At 41.3% G+C, this 16,275-nt stretch carries 17 protein-coding genes; 10 read left to right on the top strand and 7 right to left on the bottom strand.

Annotated features, from left to right (window positions below; genetic code table 11):
* Positions 1-447: 447 nt before the first annotated feature.
* From E2H97_RS14865 to E2H97_RS14840, 6 genes are all read left to right on the top strand, one after another.
* Positions 448-1,587, top strand: a complete 1,140-nt coding sequence (locus E2H97_RS14865) for an HDOD domain-containing protein (protein ID WP_133407861.1) — start codon at positions 448-450, stop codon at positions 1,585-1,587.
* A gap of 122 nt (positions 1,588-1,709) precedes the next feature.
* Complete coding sequence (locus E2H97_RS14860) at positions 1,710-2,633, top strand: alpha/beta hydrolase (RefSeq protein ID WP_133407860.1); 924 nt, start codon at positions 1,710-1,712, stop codon at positions 2,631-2,633.
* Between the two features lie 281 nt (positions 2,634-2,914).
* On the top strand, positions 2,915-4,132 hold the full coding sequence (locus tag E2H97_RS14855; RefSeq protein ID WP_133407859.1) for an aspartate aminotransferase family protein: 1,218 nt from the start codon (positions 2,915-2,917) through the stop codon (positions 4,130-4,132).
* Positions 4,133-4,190: 58 nt separating this feature from the next.
* Positions 4,191-5,213 carry an arginine N-succinyltransferase gene (astA, locus tag E2H97_RS14850; RefSeq protein ID WP_133407858.1) on the top strand — a complete coding sequence of 341 codons (1,023 nt, stop codon included), beginning with the start codon at positions 4,191-4,193 and terminating at the stop codon, positions 5,211-5,213.
* Between the two features lie 10 nt (positions 5,214-5,223).
* On the top strand, positions 5,224-6,684 hold the full coding sequence (astD, locus tag E2H97_RS14845) for a succinylglutamate-semialdehyde dehydrogenase (protein WP_133407857.1): 1,461 nt from the start codon (positions 5,224-5,226) through the stop codon (positions 6,682-6,684).
* Positions 6,685-6,733: 49 nt separating this feature from the next.
* Positions 6,734-7,534: a DUF1338 domain-containing protein gene (locus tag E2H97_RS14840; protein ID WP_133407856.1), complete on the top strand. Its 801-nt coding sequence runs from the start codon at positions 6,734-6,736 to the stop codon at positions 7,532-7,534.
* Between the two features lie 147 nt (positions 7,535-7,681).
* Here the strand turns inward: E2H97_RS14840 and E2H97_RS14835 are convergent, their stop codons facing one another.
* Complete coding sequence (locus E2H97_RS14835; protein WP_133407855.1) at positions 7,682-7,906, bottom strand: ankyrin repeat domain-containing protein; 225 nt, start codon at positions 7,904-7,906, stop codon at positions 7,682-7,684.
* Positions 7,907-8,043: 137 nt separating this feature from the next.
* On the opposite strand from E2H97_RS14835, the gene E2H97_RS14830 reads away from it, so the two are divergent.
* Positions 8,044-8,943, top strand: a complete 900-nt coding sequence (locus E2H97_RS14830) for a DMT family transporter (protein WP_133407854.1) — start codon at positions 8,044-8,046, stop codon at positions 8,941-8,943.
* 28 nt (positions 8,944-8,971) lie between these two features.
* Here the strand turns inward: E2H97_RS14830 and crp are convergent, their stop codons facing one another.
* A complete protein-coding gene (gene crp, locus E2H97_RS14825; protein ID WP_133407853.1) occupies positions 8,972-9,607 on the bottom strand; it encodes a cAMP-activated global transcriptional regulator CRP in 636 nt (211 codons plus the stop codon).
* Between the two features lie 406 nt (positions 9,608-10,013).
* On the opposite strand from crp, the gene E2H97_RS14820 reads away from it, so the two are divergent.
* A complete protein-coding gene (locus E2H97_RS14820) occupies positions 10,014-10,763 on the top strand; it encodes a tetratricopeptide repeat protein (protein ID WP_133407852.1) in 750 nt (249 codons plus the stop codon).
* Between the two features lie 24 nt (positions 10,764-10,787).
* The gene (locus E2H97_RS14815; protein WP_133407851.1) at positions 10,788-11,174 is read left to right on the top strand and encodes a hypothetical protein; all 387 of its coding nucleotides are present in this window, start codon (positions 10,788-10,790) and stop codon (positions 11,172-11,174) included.
* Between the two features lie 15 nt (positions 11,175-11,189).
* On the opposite strand, the gene E2H97_RS14810 is transcribed toward E2H97_RS14815, so the two are convergent.
* From E2H97_RS14810 to E2H97_RS14790, 5 genes are all read right to left on the bottom strand, one after another.
* Positions 11,190-12,077, bottom strand: a complete 888-nt coding sequence (locus E2H97_RS14810; protein ID WP_133407850.1) for a phosphoribulokinase — start codon at positions 12,075-12,077, stop codon at positions 11,190-11,192.
* A gap of 4 nt (positions 12,078-12,081) precedes the next feature.
* Positions 12,082-12,324 (bottom strand): YheU family protein, encoded by a 243-nt coding sequence (locus E2H97_RS14805; RefSeq protein ID WP_133407849.1) that lies wholly within the window; start codon positions 12,322-12,324, stop codon positions 12,082-12,084.
* Positions 12,325-12,599: 275 nt separating this feature from the next.
* Complete coding sequence (locus E2H97_RS14800) at positions 12,600-13,583, bottom strand: hydrolase (protein WP_133408663.1); 984 nt, start codon at positions 13,581-13,583, stop codon at positions 12,600-12,602.
* Positions 13,584-13,610: 27 nt separating this feature from the next.
* Complete coding sequence (locus tag E2H97_RS14795; protein ID WP_133407848.1) at positions 13,611-14,036, bottom strand: TIGR02444 family protein; 426 nt, start codon at positions 14,034-14,036, stop codon at positions 13,611-13,613.
* Positions 14,037-14,038: 2 nt separating this feature from the next.
* Positions 14,039-15,940, bottom strand: a complete 1,902-nt coding sequence (locus tag E2H97_RS14790) for an ABC transporter ATP-binding protein (RefSeq protein WP_133407847.1) — start codon at positions 15,938-15,940, stop codon at positions 14,039-14,041.
* A gap of 123 nt (positions 15,941-16,063) precedes the next feature.
* Between E2H97_RS14790 and E2H97_RS14785 the strand changes: the two genes are divergently transcribed.
* The gene (locus E2H97_RS14785; protein WP_133407846.1) at positions 16,064-16,261 is read left to right on the top strand and encodes a YheV family putative zinc ribbon protein; all 198 of its coding nucleotides are present in this window, start codon (positions 16,064-16,066) and stop codon (positions 16,259-16,261) included.
* The last annotated feature ends 14 nt before the right edge of the window (positions 16,262-16,275 follow it).

The raw sequence follows: 16,275 nt of genomic DNA, 5'->3' as shown, positions 1-16,275 counted from the left end.
TTTTCTAATAACCCTTAAATCGAAGAGATAATCTTAGTCCCCTTGAAGCTGTTGAGGTGAGAATTGAATATAGAAATGGCGTGAGCCCGATATGGATATCGGGCTAGGCTCTGAGGTACATGGATGTACCATCAGAGGCGTTAGGCATTTATTCAATTCTAACCGAAACGCTTAGCTTCGTGGGGCGGCATGAGGGATTCCAAAGGGAGATTTGCTGTAGAATTTCCCATTGGGCGGTGTGGTATGCAATACCACGACTTTAGCTGACGGATACGAAGTATCGGAAGTGCTTTAATAAGCAGTATCAAAGTTTTTCAAGTTTCACCAGAAACCCATTTACCCCTCATACAAAACAACCTTTTTAAATTAAAACGCAATTTAAGTTTATTTACTCAAAATAATTAATGTAAAATTTGGCGCCTATATTTCAATTAAGGACACTAGCTGTTGATTTCTGTTGCAGGGGGCTTAAAGCCTGGGGAAATTGTTGATATTGAGCATCGATTTTTTCATCAGTTAATTGTAGGTAAGCCACAAAAAGTCGAGCTTGATGATAATGAGCAGGATGAACAGCTTATAGATGCTCATAAATTAGAAATTGAGCAACAAGCAGTTAGAAGTAGGCTGTCTAAACAGCAGCAACAGCAACAAGTCTTTCTGGCTATTTCAAATCAGTTGGTGTCAACAGTAACTGATGCAATGTCTCATCGGTTTTCTGATACCAAGAGCTTATTAAAAGACTCAAAGATCACTGAATCCCAATGGAAATTATTGAGCGAACTTCAAAACAAAAAGCTCAATTTAAACCAATTACGAACCTCAATTGAAAATATCGTTTGGCTTAAAAATGATTTAGTGAACTTAGTGAATAGCCCATCGTTTCGACACTTTAGAGGCCAAGGTTCTGATGTTCACGTGCGAGATCTTAAGTTAGTACTCAACTACATAGGTTTAGAGCAAGTTAGACTGCTGATACCATATTATTGCATGCGCTATTGGCTACCTAGACAACATAGCTCAACCAGTTTTATTACTCGAAAGATTTGGCGTTTTGCAAACGTAGCCTCAATTGCAGCAAAAGCGTTAGCAAAACATCATAAACAAGATGCATGTTTAATCTTTAGCATTTCTCTTGGGCACTTTATGGGCGCGGCGACAGTTGTTGGTCAATGTGCACAAGTGTATGAAACGATACGTGGTGATTGGTTAAGGCAGGCTCAGCAAGACAGAGATAAAGTGGTATATGATGCGATATTAGCAACGTCATTGCCTAAAGAAAGTGTGTGTTCAAATGTTCTTAAATACGGTTCACAATTAAACTGGCAAATATTAAAAGAGCTGAATATGGATAACAGTTCTTTATTTCAGTATCTCAGCGAGATGGATCAGGAACTCAGTTACAGTGAGATGAGATTACCTGCTGCGATAGCCACTAAGTCAATTGCGTTTGCAAAACTACTGTTGTTACAAGAACAGCTAATGCTCAAGCCTAAAGATAAACGTTTGATGTTTGATTATTACGAGATCTCTACGGAGGAGTTGTCGATACTTCGTAGCCAAAATTATCATAAGCAAGAATTGTTTTAGCGGCTGCTGCTAATTGATTAAATTTTCTTAAGTTTTCCTTTCATCGTTATTATTTGCCTCTTTTTTCTAATACAATCATTTCAACATATTGAGGTTTCTAACCATCAACAAAAGGGGCAAGTATGTCCAGTTGGCAAGCATCGGTGTTAAATATGATCTTATCGTATGTAGCGAAGCCTTCTTTCAGTCGTGGAAGAAGTAAGCTGCCCATCGCTGAGATCCGAAATCGAATGCTGCGACTCGACCAACGCTGGCAACCCGTGCAAGAAGACATAAGCTGTGACCGTATTGAGTTAAGCGACAGTAATTTGCTTAAGTATCATATGCAGCATGATGATCATCCTAGCCGAAGCCACGCCAAGTTATTTTATATCCGTGGTGGTGGATTTTGTTTTAAGACGCCAAATTCTCATGCTAAGTTTATTGGCGATATTATGCGGCATTGTCATCTCGATGCTTATATTCCTGACTATCGCCTCGCGCCTGAACACCCTTTTCCTGCCGCCATTAATGATGTGCTTGAGGCGTATCAAAAAGTCATTGCGCTTCATCCCAATAGTCCGATCATCTTAATGGGAGATTCTGCCGGAGGAAATTTAGCGGCGGCTTTATTACAAGACATCAAGCGGCTGCAACTGCCAATGCCAAAAGGCTGTGTGTTGTATTCGCCTGCATTGGACGTAGCATTATTAGGAGATGCCGAAAAAACCTTATTGGTAGATGATCCCTTGTTTACTTTCGAGTCGCTATTGAGACTTCGAGGTGCATACTTAAATGGCCAAAATCCTATGACACCTAGGATATCGCCTTTACTAGGAGATTGGGCTGATATGCCAGCGATGCTTATTTTCGCTGGTACACGAGAGTTGATGTTACAAGACTCTGAAACTTTAGCGGCGAAAATTGAGCAAGCTGGAGGTAAAGTTGAAGCTTGGTTTGGTAAGGATATGCCTCACGTCTACCCATTGTTTGAAATGCTGCCCGAAGCTAAGCAAGCCAGAAAGCAAATTTATTACTTTGTTCAGTCCTCACTTATGGAGTTTTAATCATAAATAATGATTGTTTATGATTAAAAACGCTCTGCAATATATGATAATATTTTGCGTGAATACTTATTCTTAAATATTCATTTTGTAGTTGGTTTTGGCGGTTTTTTTTGTGTTTTTTATGCAAATATTGAATTTGTAGTGAATAAACTTATCGTGAAAACTGGTATTTAGATCACAAAATATCGCATAATAAGGGGTATAAAAAGTCCGATAAACCAATATCGACTCAATCCTAGTGGCCTAACAATGCCACTTTATTCCAATAAAGGATGGACTGTATGAGCAGTAACTTTAACCTTACTCGTGAGCAATTTGATAATGTAATGGTGCCTAACTATGCACCTTCAAAAGTAATTCCTGTTCGTGGCGAAGGTAGCCGAGTATGGGATCAAGAAGGTAAAGAATTTATCGATTTTGCTGGCGGTATTGCGGTGAACTGTTTAGGTCACGCTCACCCAGCTCTAGTTAATGCCTTAAAAACTCAAGGCGAAAAGCTTTGGCATCTAGCAAACGTGATGACCAACGAGCCTGCACTTGAGTTAGCGACTCGTTTAACTGATTCGACTTTTGCAGAGAAAGTTTACTTTGCAAACTCAGGTGCCGAAGCCAACGAAGCTGCACTAAAATTAGCTCGTCGTTACGCGTTAGAAAAGCACGGTGAAGACAAAGATCAAATCATCGCGTTTGAGCGCGCTTTCCACGGTCGTACCTTCTTTACCGTAAGTGTTGGTGGTCAAGCAGCATACTCTGATGGCTTTGGCCCTAAGCCTCAAGCAATCACTCACCTTCCATTTAATGACATCGAAGCACTAGAGAAAGAAATTTCTGATAAAACCTGTGCGATCATGCTTGAGCCACTTCAAGGTGAAGGCGGTATCATCGATGCTGATCCAGAGTTCCTAGCGGCTGTTCGTCGTCTAGCTGATAAGCACAATGCATTAGTGATCTTTGATGAAGTTCAGACTGGTGTGGGTCGTACTGGTGAGCTATTTGCTTACATGAGCACTGAGATTGTGCCAGATATTCTAACTTCAGCGAAAGCACTCGGTGGTGGTTTCCCTATCGCAGCAATGCTAACCACTACTGAAATCGCTAAGCACCTTAAAATTGGTACTCACGGTTCAACCTACGGTGGTAACCCATTAGCGTGTGCTATCGGTAATGCTGTTCTAGAAACCGTAAACAACAAAGCAACCCTAGATGGCGTTAAGCAACGTGAGCAAATGTTCCGTGATGGCTTAGAACAAATCAACGCTAAATACGATGTATTTAGTGAAGTACGTGGTAAAGGTTTGTTGATTGGCGGCGTGCTTAACAGCAAATACGAAGGTCGTGCTAAAGAATTCTTAGTAGCGGCTATGGAAGAAGGCGTAATGAGCTTAGTGGCTGGTGCTAATGTAGTACGTTTCACGCCTTCTCTTGTGATACCAGAGGCTGACATTGTTGAAGGTCTAGCACGTTACGAGCGTGCAATAGCGAAAGTTGTTGCTGGCTAAGCAACCCTATTCAGGCACCACTCGGTGCCTGTTTCGTTATGTTAAGGAATTTGAAACCATGTTAGTCATTCGTCCTATCCGCAGCACCGATCTTGATGCGCTAATGCAAATTGCGATTGAGTCTGGTCACGGATTCACTTCTCTTCCCGTAAACGAAGAACTACTCAGGCAGAAAATTGCCCGTGCGGAAACGTCATTCAAAAAGAATGTCGATAAGCCACATGATGAAGTGTATTTTTTGGTACTAGAGGACACCGAAACGGGTGAAATCGTCGGTACAACAGGTATTGAAGCGGCTGTAGGCCTTGTTGATGCCTTTTATCATTACCGTTTGGGTACAGAGGTTTATCACTCTGAGCAGATCGGTGTTCGCAATGAGGTTGAAACCTTAACCCTGTGCCACGATTACACAGGCGCTGCTGAGTTATGTAGCCTTTTCTTACGCGAAAATTATCGTAAAGATAATAATGGTCGCTTATTGTCTCGTTGCCGCTTTTTATTCTTAGCAGATAACAAAGAGCGTTTTGGTAGCCCTGTTATTGCTGAAATGCGCGGTGTATCTGATGATAAAGGCGAGTCACCATTTTATGCCTGGTTGCAAAAGTTCTTCCTAGGTATCGACTTTATAAAAGCGGATTATCTTTCTGGTTTGGGGCAAAAAGGTTTTATGGCGGAAATGATGCCAAGAAGCCCGATTTATACTTGCCTATTGTCTGAAGAAGCCCGTTCAGTGATAAAAGAAGTTCATAGCAGCACGCTTCCTGCACTTAAATTGCTTGAAGGTGAAGGTTTCTCTTGTCGTGGCTATGTCGATATTTTTGATGGTGGTCCAACGGTTGAGTGTAATTTAGAAAACATTCGTGGTGTTCGTGATAGCCAACTGTTTACCGTAAAGATTGCCCAAACATTACCTGAAAATGGCAGCAAGCACATTATTGCTAACACTAAGCTTGAAGACTTTAGAGCGATTCAAGCCAGTCTAGCAAACGTAGATGCTAGCGATGAAGTCACGCTCACGCCTGAATTAGCTGAAGCCTTGATGGTAGGAGAAGGTGATAGCGTTCGCCTTCTTTCAATGTAGAGATTATAAAATGACACAGTTTATTAATGGCCAGTGGGTTACTGGCGCAGGTCATGACATGACCTCAACCAACCCAGCCAACCAAGAAAGCATTTGGAATGGCGTTAGTGCGACACCTGAGCAAGTAGACACAGCTGTAATGACAGCGCGTAAGGCTCAGTTTGATTGGTTCATGTTAGGTTTCGATAAGCGTATTGAAATTATCGAAGCGTACAAAGCTCAGCTTGAAGCCAACAAAGAGTTAATGGCTGAAACCATTGCTCAAGAAACGGGTAAGCCTCAGTGGGAAACTGCGACTGAAGCGGGTGCTATGATTGGTAAAATCGGACTATCGGTATCGGCTTATCACAAGCGTACTGGTACTTCTGAAAATGAGATGCCAGCAGGTCGTGCAGTACTTCGTCACAAGCCTCACGGTGTTGTTGCGGTTTTTGGCCCGTATAACTTCCCAGGTCACTTGCCAAATGGTCACATTGTTCCTGCACTGATTGCCGGTAACACTGTAGTATTTAAGCCATCTGAGTTAACTCCTAAAGTAGCTGAGTTAATGCTTCAGCTTTGGGAAAAAGCAGGTTTACCTGCTGGCGTGATTAACCTCGTTCAAGGTGAAGTCGAAACCGGTAAAGCGCTAGCTTCTCATCCACAACTTGATGGTTTGTTCTTTACGGGTTCTTCACGCACGGGTCATATTTTACATGAACAGTTTGCGGGTGATCCTGGCAAGATCTTAGCGTTAGAAATGGGCGGAAATAACCCATTAATCGTTAAAGACGTTGAAGATACTAAAGCGGCGGTTCACGAAATCTTACAATCGGCTTATATCTCAGCAGGTCAACGTTGTACTTGTGCACGTCGTCTATACGTTCAACAAGGCGAAGCCGGTGACAAGCTCATCGAAGACTTAGTTGCTGCGGTTAAGCAAATCCATGTAGCCCCTTGGAATGCTCAGCCACAACCATTCATGGCATCAATGATTTCAGAAGTTGCGGCTAAAGGCATGGTTAAGGCTCAGGCTGACTTAGTTGCCTTAGGCGGTAAGTCATTAGTTGAGCTAACGCACATGGAAGCGGGGACTGGACTAGTTTCTCCGGGACTTATTGATGTAACGGCGATTGCTGAGCTACCAGATGAAGAATACTTTGGTCCGCTATTACAGGTAGTGCGTTACCAAGATTTCGATCAAGCAATTGAGCTTGCGAACAATACCCGTTACGGATTATCAGCAGGCTTGTTAGCTGACAGCCGCGATGATTATGACTACTTCCTAGCTCGCATTCGTGCAGGTATTGTAAACTGGAATAAGCAAATCACTGGTGCTTCAGGTGCGGCGCCATTTGGTGGTGTTGGTGCTTCAGGTAACCACAGAGCCAGCGCATTTTATGCCGCTGATTACTGCGCTTACCCAGTGGCTTCAGTAGAAGCCGACGCGGTTAGCTTACCGGCAGCGTTAAGTCCGGGTCTAAAACTCTAAGTTGGAACAGGCAAGCCGTTAGCTTGCCTTTTTTATAAGGAATATACTGATGCATACTGATGTAAATGCACTATTCGATGCCCTATGGCAAGACTATATAGAAATGACGCCTTCTGCTGCGCAGGTACAGCAACTACTGGGCAAAGGCGAAGCCATTGTTAATGATCATGTCGCTTTCCGTACCTTTAACATTGCCAAAGTAAACTTAGACGTATTAGCTAAGCACTTACTTGAGTTAGGTTACGTGCCTTGCGGTGATTACAACTTTGAACAAAAGAAATTAAAAGCGAAGCACTTTGAACACCCAGATTCCACTCAACCAAAAGTATTCATTTCTGAGCTTTTGGTTGAAGAGTTTAGCCAAGAAGTTCAAGACATCATTCACGGTTTGGTTGAGCAAGTGGATGAAGTAGCAACAACGGCTGAAAACTTCTTATACTCTGGTACTCACTGGAAAGTTGACTCTGCAACTTACGCTCGTTTACTGGAAGAAAGTGAATATGCGGCATGGGTTTCGGCATTTGGCTATCGTGCTAATCACTTTACGGTTTCGATTAATCACTTACCAGATTACGAAACCATCGTTGAAGTGAATCAAGCGCTGAAAGACAATGGCTTCAAATTGAACAGTGTTGGTGGTGAAGTGAAAGGATCTCCAGAAGTATTATTGGAGCAATCTTCAACTATGGCCGATAAAATTCAGCTTGAGTTTGCAGATAAGACCGTTGAAATCCCAAGCTGTTTCTACGAGTTTGCGATTCGTTATCCTAAAGCTGATGGTGAGCTATATACTGGCTTTGTTGCGGCTTCAGCAGATAAGATTTTCGAAAGTACCAATGTGAAAGGTTAGTTGTCCAATAACATACAACTGGTATTTTTGTTTAAAGGCACTTATCGGTGCCTTTATCTTTTTAATATCTTCCAAGCTGAAGTATTTCTTTGGCAAAAATCTATTGCTTTTTTTCCCTGACGATTTGTAATTTCCAAATTCGCTCCGTTATCTAAATAAGAATTGAACAAGAGTTGGGTTATTTTGTTCTGCGGCCACCATTAGCATGGTTTCATCATATTTTTTGTTTATGGCGTTAATGCGGTACCCTAGTTTAAGGTATTGCTGTACTGCATATTGGTCACCATATTCTGCTGCACGATGGGGACTGATCACACCGAACTTCATGGTATAAAAATGGATAAAGTTTCCAACATCTCTTAGAAAAGCCATATCATTTACTCCAGTCAGTTAATAAAAATATCATACCCATCTAAAACGATAAGTGATGAAAAATTCATCCAGTATTCAGCGTGAGTTAAACAACATTTAGTAAAATTATTTAACAACTCTCTAACTGAACAAATGCCATGTCTTCACAGCTAAAAAGTATGCTTGCCGCAATAGTGTGCGTTAGCCTTTGGGGCTTTGTTGCCGTGGTGTCGCGTGTTGGCCAATATCATTTAGATCGTTTCCAATTTCTCTTTTGGGTAAGTTTGATATCGACTATCGGCATGTTGGTATTTTGTTACTTCAAGGGAACCTTAAGCCTGTTAAAGTTTTACAGTAAAAAACAGTGGTATCAGGTAATAGGATTAGGCTTCCTTGGAGGGTATTTATACTACTTACTGATCTTCAATGGCTACGCCAAAGCAAACGGTATGCAAGTTATGATCATCCAATACACTTGGCCGATGATGATGTCTGTATTTTCGATTGTATTGTTTAAAGAGTCTGCTCATTGGAGAAAGGTATTAGCGACAATATTAGGCGCAATTGCGGTATTTGTGGTGATCACAAAAGGTTCATTGTCAGGCTTTTCTGTAGAGCAACCTTGGGTCCTTGTATCAGTGGTCCTTGGTGCGGCCAGTTTTGCTTTATTTAATACCTTTATGAAGCAGATGAGCGTAGAACCCAGTAGCATGTTTGTGGTGTTTTTTGGTGTCGCAACCGTGTGTTCATTTATTTCTATGCTAGTAAGTGGGGGAGTCGTTTTACCATCATCTGATGATTGGCCTGTGGTGATATTTACAGGGTTGGTATTGAATGGTTTTTCCGATCTTTTGTGGTTGTGGGCATTGAGGCGAAATGAAGCTTCATTTTTGGCTCCTTTTATCTTTTTTACTCCGGTGCTGTCGACCCTTTATCTGTATTTGATATTTCACGATCCATTTTTACCAATCTATGGCTTAGGTCTAATGCTTGTGGTGATTGCTGGTTTGCTTAATTCTCGTGGAATTTTGAAAAAGAGTATTAAAAAGGCCAGATAAACTGGCCTTTATTCAATACAAATGGTAACTAGCGAGTGCCGTAAACGACGATAGTTTTACCATGAGCTTGGATAAGACTTTGTTCTTCAAGCATCTTTAAAATACGGCCTACGGTTTCACGAGAGCAACCGACAATCTGTCCGATTTCTTGTCGAGTGATTTTGATTTGCATACCGTCAGGGTGAGTCATCGCATCAGGTTGCTTAGCAAGATGTAGCAGAGTTTGTGCAATACGGCCTGCAACATCCAAGAAGGCCAGATCGCCCACTTTCTGGCTGGTGCTTTGTAGGCGATAAGCCATTTGTTGAGCCAACTTCATTAAGATTTCTGGGTTGACTTGGATCAGCTGTTTGAACTTCTTATATGAAATCTCAGCAATCTCACATGCTTGTTTGGCGCGAACCCAAGCTGTACGCTCGGCTTGTTCTTCAAATAAACCCAATTCACCGATAAAGTCACCTTGGTTAAGGTAAGATAAAATCATTTCTTTACCTTCTTCATCTTTGATAAGCACAGCCACACTTCCTTTAACAATGTAGTAAAGGGTGTCAGACGTTTCACCTGCGTGGATCAGAGTACTTTTGGCTGGATACTTGTGAATATGACAATGAGACAAGAACCATTCTAAGGTTGGATCTGGTTTTGGTTTACCAATTAGAGCCATGCTAACTTCCTCTATCGGATGAAAATTAAAGTTTTGTAAATTAATTACATTCTAATGTAATCGATCAATTCGAACAAAACCTTGATAAAGATCATTATTGTTGAGCTGTTTTGTAGAAAGGTATTCTGTAAAGTAACTATTTAAACAAATGATCTGCTTTTAATCAGTTTGAATTATCTAAGTTAATGAATGGAATATGAAAGTTATATAGAAGTTAATTTCATCTATTTTGAAGTTTAATTATCATACAAATCAAACTGGCAGTAATTGTTAATATAACACTAATGTAGGCGTTTCAGAAGTCATTGCGGTTTTCTTAGGCATCCTATAGCCAAATGCATTTCAATCAGTTTATTATGCCTGCTGGCTTATTTTCTTTATTGCTTAAAATATAAGGATTTTATACGTGCGTTTTTTTGCTTTTTTATTATCAGCAGTATTTTCCACTTCTCTTTTTGCTTTTCCTATTCCTCAGCCTGAGCAAGAGCGAGTGCTGACTCGTGTTGCCATGATCCAGTTGAATGCCGCACAAGGGAATAAAGATGCCGAATATGCCTACGGTTTATTGTTGTTATCGGGTAAGTATCTACCTAAAGATGTTAACACCGGTTTTGAGTGGCTGAAGAAGGCGGCTGATCATGGTCATGAAAAAGCACAAAAAACCGTAGCTGATTTAGCTTTTGACGGTAAGTTTATTAAACGGGACTTGAGCTTAGCGCAAAAGTGGTACTCCAAAAATTCAAGTCCTTATACTCATTTCCGACTCGGTTTTATTTATGCGGTTGGTGGAGATGGTATCAAGCGTAACTGTACTAAAGCCGCTGATGAATTTTTATTAGCAGGAGATAAAAATGCAAAATCGAATGCCGTATGGGTTTGGTCAACGTGCCCTGACAAAAATGCGAGAAATGCTAAACAAGCGATTAAACTAGGGCTAGAGTTATACAAGCGTTACCCAAATGATTTTATCGTGCTAGATAACCTTGCGGCTGCATACGCCGAAGCTGGTGAGTTTGATAAAGCGGTGAATTACCAGCGCCAAGCCATTGCCAATTTACAAAAAACGAAAGAAAAAACAGATTTAGACGGTTTAATCAAGCGGCTTTCTTTATATCAAAACAAGCAACCTTATCGTGAGGTGCTTGAACTTCCATAACTTGAAAGCGAGTAGGAGGATAGTATGAAAAAATGGCTGGGATTACTGTTATTAAGTGCATCAATGAGCCTAACTTTTGTTGCTAATGCTGACGAAGCTCCGCACAATGGCAAAGTGAGAGAACTGTCTAATGGCACGATGCAAATATGGGATTCAGCAAGCCAGAAGTGGTTAGGTGTCGAATCATTTTGGCTAAAGTACGCGAAAGAGAATGGTGGTCTGACATGGGGAATGACAGACACTTATCCTGAATACAGTAAGGTTAAAGAGTTCGATAAGATCCTAATTAAAACGGCTAAAGGCAATTGCTTAATGGAGTTTTTTCATCGTCGCTGGCGACGAGCGCAAGATGTTCGCCGTTGGGATGAAAAGGTGAACCAGTTCGGTGGCTGCCCTTACGTCTTCGATTGAGAAATAAACAGATTTTTATTTCTTTTCATCCTTTATAAGCTGGTTTCTTCTATCAAGTAGCTTTTGAATTAGCGGTGTGAGAATGATTTCCATCGCTAATAACATTTTCCCGCCCGGCACCACAATCGTATCCGCTCTGGACATAAATGAGCCTTGCAGCATTTGTAAATAATAAGGGAAGTCAGTGTCTTCCATGCCATAAAAGTGAATGACTACAAAACTCTCATCAAGGCTTGGAATGTTCTTGGCGATAAATGGGTTTGACGTATCTACCGTTGGTACACGCTGGAAGTTGATATGAGTACGGGAAAATTGTGGGGTAATATGATTAACATAATCGTCCATGCTACGAACAATAGAATCCATCACTTTTTCACGGCTGTGACCTCTATCATTGGTGTCTCTAACGATTTTTTGGATCCACTCTAGATTGACAATCGGCACCATGCCTATCAATAAATCAACATGCTTTACCACGTTTACGTCTTTGGTAATGACTCCACCGTGTAGGCCTTCGTAATACAACATATCGGTGTTATCAGGTAAAGATCGCCAAGGAGTGAACGTACCGGGCATCTGGTTAAAGGGAACGGCTTCGTCAAAGGTGTGTAGATAGTCTCGGGTTTCTCCTTGTCCCGTCGAACTGTACTGGGCAAAACACTGTTCTAAACGAGCAAAATCATTGGCTTCAGGGCCAAAGTAGCTGATGTTTTTACTCTCATCCTGCAGTTTACGGATCATCATTTCCATTTCTGCTCGGGTATAACGATGAAAGCTGTCTCCCTCAATAAAAGCGGCATTGATGTTGAGCTGACGGAAGATTTGAGTAAAGGCCTCAGTGCTGGTGGTCGTTCCTGCTCCCGACGAACCCGTAACCGCAATGATAGGATGCTTTGCAGACATAGTATTACCCTATTGTTTGTATTTGATCCTTGTGACGAATCGCAAAAGTCTCGTCATCCTCACTATATTCAACGACCAGTAGCCCTTGCTTTAACTGCTGACGGCATTGACTGATAGCCTGACTAAGTTGCTGTTCCCCAGTGTTTTCAAATCCGCCATCTTCAACCTGAGTAAAGAGGTGCTCTTTTATCAAGTTATCAAGCGTTTCAGTGGGTAAGCTTAATAATGATTGGTAAGGTATCAGCATAGTTAATAAATTCCAATATATTGATTATTTATACCAATTACAGTAATTAATCTCTCACTCAGCAAGAGCTAAAGATTTTCAGTACAAAGCGCAAGCTCGAAGTACTATCGGGATAATTCAAGAGCTTGTAATGCAGTAATGAAAACCTTTAGCCTTGCCCTTTGGGAGCTTGTATGCGTTCAAATTCCTGCTCAAAATTGCTTTGACGTAGAGTAACTATGTCTGCATCAATTTCGATTGCACTTTGGCCGCATACACAGCTCTGAGTTGAGCATTTAATTACTGTAATTGGTATTAGACAATAAAAAGCCGATGATCCGAGGTTCTAAATAATAGCTGGGATTGAATATATTCCCACCATTAATAAATCCGACATGCCCCCCTCGTTGTGCTAATTCGTATTGAACTGAAGTGGAGATGTGTTCTTGAGAAGGGATCACTTCATCCGTCATAAAGGGATCATCTTTGGCATGGAGTACTAAAGTTGGAATGCTAATTGTAGCTAAGTAGGGTAAGCCGCTGGCTTTAAGGTAGTAATCTTCCACGCCTTTAAATCCATGTAAAGGGGCTGTGACCTTGTCATCAAATTCATAAAAGGTGTTGAGAGATGGGACTCGCTCTTTCGTGACAGGCATTTTATCTTTAAGTGCAGCGGTTCCCAGTTTATCAATAAGTTTACGCTGAAGCTGTTTTATTAAATGACCTTGGTAAATCTTAGAAAACCCTTTTTCCAATCGCTTTGCGCAGGCTCTGAGTTGTAATGGAGCTGAAATGACAACGGCACGCTCAATCATACTGTGTTGTTGCTGTTCTCCTAAATACTTAGCTAGTACATTCCCACCTAAGCTGTAACCAACAGCAAACAATGGTGAATTAGGGTATTTATGCTTTAAGTAAATAAGAGTTTGCGAGATATCTTGGGTGTCACCACTGTGATAGCTGCGGGGTAACCTATTTTGCTCTCCTGAACAACTGCGATGATGGTGAACGACAGCAGGTAGGCCTGATTGTTGGCAGCAATTGATAATTCGTCTAACGTAATGGGATTCACTGCTGCCCTCTAAACCATGCAAGATGACGACTATGGGTTGATTTGCTTTGGGTGTACCGAGCCAATCTAAATCAACAAAGTCACCATCTTTAAGTGTTAATCGCTCTCGATTGAGCGGCGGTATCTTAACCTTAGTCAAAACAGGTAAAATGGTTTGTAGATGAGGGCTCTTAGCCCACCAAGGTGGTTGAAATTTAGAGGCTGAGATAGGCAATGAGGGTGATCCTTTAATAGATTAATTCCAGCTGATATCTGAGGCCGATAGTGAGTAAATGCTCAAAAAATTAGACAAATTTGAGCCTGTGGCGTTAGTTTCTAAATTGCTAAACGCATGTGATAACAATTTTTGTGTTTTTCTTTCCATGGTCAGCTCTAAATCTAGCATCTTGTGATATTCAGCTTCGTTTACCATGGATTTCGCCAACTTTCTCAATTTTCGGTATGGGCTCACAATCTTATTTTCCCATGACGATATTGAATCTATCAAAATTTGAAATTGTTGAGGGCTTAAACAAAGCCCTGTATTCGTATCTAAGTACTGAGCTAACAGAAGAAGGTTAACGTTAAGTCCGACAGAGTCTTGCAATTTTAGACAAACAGATTGCTGCTGAAAGTAAAATTGATCGCACCATGACCACACTTCATCGTGTTTCCAAACCATGATTAATCCTCTTGATGCTTGGCTTCAATGTCTTCAATTTGCTCTTGAAGTTCAAGCCATTCCATTTCACTGTTTTCTAGCGTTTGAGTGAGCTCGGTTCGCTCATTGAGTATAGCGGTTAGTTTAGCTTTATTATCGTCTTCGTAAAGGCTCATATCCCCTAGATTTTCCTCGATTTCTGCTAAACGTGAGCTGGCTCTCTCTTGTTGTTTTTCTAACTTGGTTTGTTGTTTTCTTAGCGGTGATAACAGGTTGCGCAATTCTGCTTCTTTGCGTTTACGCTCTTTTTTATTAAGCGTGGCAGAGCTGTTTGAAGACGTTGAAGACTCAGCTTTTTGTGAATTTAATAGCCACTGATGATAATCGCCTAGGTCACCATTAAACGGTTGAACTTGTTGATTATCGACTAAGTAGTAATCATCACACGTAAGTCGAAGTAAGTGTCTGTCGTGCGATACAATGACCATTGCACCTTCAAAACCTTGTAAAGCGACAGTAAGCGCATGACGCATTTCTAAATCAAGGTGGTTGGTTGGCTCATCAAGAAGTAGCAAGTTAGGACGTTGCCATACCAACAACGCTAAAACTAAGCGCGCTTTCTCACCACCCGAAAATGGTCGAACAGGATCTAACGCCATATCACCATTAAAACCAAAACCGCCAAGGAAGTTTCTAAGATCGAGCTCTTTGGCATCTGGAGACAGGCGTTGTAAGTGCATCAAAGGACTGTCATCGAGAGATAAAAATTCGATTTGATGTTGGGCAAAGTAGCCAATTTTAAGACCATTGTTTGTCTGATACTTCCCAGATATTGGAGAGAGCTCACCAGACAATAATTTAATCAATGTGGATTTACCGGCACCGTTACGGCCCAATAAACCTATACGAGCTCCCGGCACTAAGTTCAGCTTCACTGATTTTAGAACTACGGTTTCATCGTAGCCGACCTGTACTTGCTCCATCATTACTAATGGATTAGGTAAGCTTTCAGGTTCACGAAATGCCATCGAGAATTGACTGTCTGCATGGGAAGGAAGCAATTCCGTCATACGTTCTAAGGCTTTTAGGCGGCTTTGAGCTTGTTTCGCTTTACTGGCTTTGTAACGAAAACGGTCAACAAATTTTTGCATGTGAGCTCGTTCTTTTTGCTGTTTCTCAAATGCAATTTGCTGTTGTGCCATACGTTCAGCACGAACACGTTCAAAGCTGGTGTAATTACCTGAATAAAAATTGAGCTTTTGATTTTCAACGTGTACCACTTCATCGACGATTTCGTCAATAAAGTCACGGTCATGGCTGATCAAAATCAGAGTGCCTTGATAGCTTTTGATCCAAGACTCTAGCCAAAAAGTGGTGTCTAAGTCTAAGTGGTTGGTTGGCTCATCAAGCAGCAATAAATCAGAGCGACATAACAAGGCTTGGGCAAGGTTGAGGCGCATTCGCCAGCCACCAGAAAACTGCTTGACGCTGTGACTGTGTTTATCTTGACTAAAGCCTAATCCTGCCAAAAGAGCGCCTGCACGAGCTTTAATGCTATAACCACCGATGGCTTCTAATTTGCCGTGAATATCTGCAATTTTATGACCATCATCTTGGAGCTGAGCTTGTTCTAGTTCAGCTTCTAATTGGCGATATTCTTGGTCACCATCCAGCACATATTCTAATGCGCTTTTTTCAAGGGCTGGTGTTTCTTGCGCAACCGATGCGATTTGCCAGCCAGCTGGCAAGGAAAAGTCACCTTTATCTAAGGAAAGCTTATCTTGAATTAAGGCTAATAATGAGGATTTTCCTGTGCCGTTAGCGCCAACTAATCCTACTTTATGACCGGGATAAATAGTTAAAGAAGCCTCATCAAGTAAGGTTTTGCTGCCACGGATCAGCTGTGCTTGAGAAATGGAAATCATCGGTTCAACAGAAAAATCATAAAGAAGGGGAGTTTAGCAGATCTATCTTACACCTAGCGACTCACATTTATGGATTAATTCGCGTAAACTATTCAAAAGTTGTAAACATTTACCATAGACACCATGACCAAAATAAAAAAACGTTTTGTTGCTGGGGCAAAATGCCCGAAATGTCATACTCAAGACAGTATCGTACTGTTTAAAGAAAACAATATAGAAACCGTTGAATGTGTTGAATGTGATTACCGCGAGCAACAAACTGAAACAAAAGTGAAAAAACAGGCTTCAGGACAAGTTATTGGTGTGTTTAAGCCTGATTGATTGGGTGTTAAGGG

Origin of the sequence: Parashewanella tropica (genome assembly GCF_004358445.1) — a bacterium.
Classification (GTDB): domain Bacteria; phylum Pseudomonadota; class Gammaproteobacteria; order Enterobacterales; family Shewanellaceae; genus Parashewanella; species Parashewanella tropica.
Note: the sequence above shows the minus strand (reverse complement) of the source record. Positions and strands in the feature narration are given on the sequence as shown.

Excerpts from the sequence above, each read along its gene's own strand:
- E2H97_RS14860 (WP_133407860.1), top strand. The coding sequence starts at position 1,710 with ATGTCCAGTTGGCAAGCATCGGTGTTAAATATGATCTTATCGTATGTA.
- E2H97_RS14855 (WP_133407859.1), top strand. The coding sequence starts at position 2,915 with ATGAGCAGTAACTTTAACCTTACTCGTGAGCAATTTGATAATGTAATG.
- astA (WP_133407858.1), top strand. The coding sequence starts at position 4,191 with ATGTTAGTCATTCGTCCTATCCGCAGCACCGATCTTGATGCGCTAATG.
- astD (WP_133407857.1), top strand. The coding sequence starts at position 5,224 with ATGACACAGTTTATTAATGGCCAGTGGGTTACTGGCGCAGGTCATGAC.
- E2H97_RS14840 (WP_133407856.1), top strand. The coding sequence starts at position 6,734 with ATGCATACTGATGTAAATGCACTATTCGATGCCCTATGGCAAGACTAT.
- E2H97_RS14835 (WP_133407855.1), bottom strand. The coding sequence starts at position 7,906 with ATGGCTTTTCTAAGAGATGTTGGAAACTTTATCCATTTTTATACCATG.
- E2H97_RS14830 (WP_133407854.1), top strand. The coding sequence starts at position 8,044 with ATGTCTTCACAGCTAAAAAGTATGCTTGCCGCAATAGTGTGCGTTAGC.
- crp (WP_133407853.1), bottom strand. The coding sequence starts at position 9,607 with ATGGCTCTAATTGGTAAACCAAAACCAGATCCAACCTTAGAATGGTTC.
- E2H97_RS14815 (WP_133407851.1), top strand. The coding sequence starts at position 10,788 with ATGAAAAAATGGCTGGGATTACTGTTATTAAGTGCATCAATGAGCCTA.
- E2H97_RS14810 (WP_133407850.1), bottom strand. The coding sequence starts at position 12,077 with ATGTCTGCAAAGCATCCTATCATTGCGGTTACGGGTTCGTCGGGAGCA.
- E2H97_RS14805 (WP_133407849.1), bottom strand. The coding sequence starts at position 12,324 with ATGCTGATACCTTACCAATCATTATTAAGCTTACCCACTGAAACGCTT.
- E2H97_RS14795 (WP_133407848.1), bottom strand. The coding sequence starts at position 14,036 with ATGGTTTGGAAACACGATGAAGTGTGGTCATGGTGCGATCAATTTTAC.
- E2H97_RS14790 (WP_133407847.1), bottom strand. The coding sequence starts at position 15,940 with ATGATTTCCATTTCTCAAGCACAGCTGATCCGTGGCAGCAAAACCTTA.
- E2H97_RS14785 (WP_133407846.1), top strand. The coding sequence starts at position 16,064 with ATGACCAAAATAAAAAAACGTTTTGTTGCTGGGGCAAAATGCCCGAAA.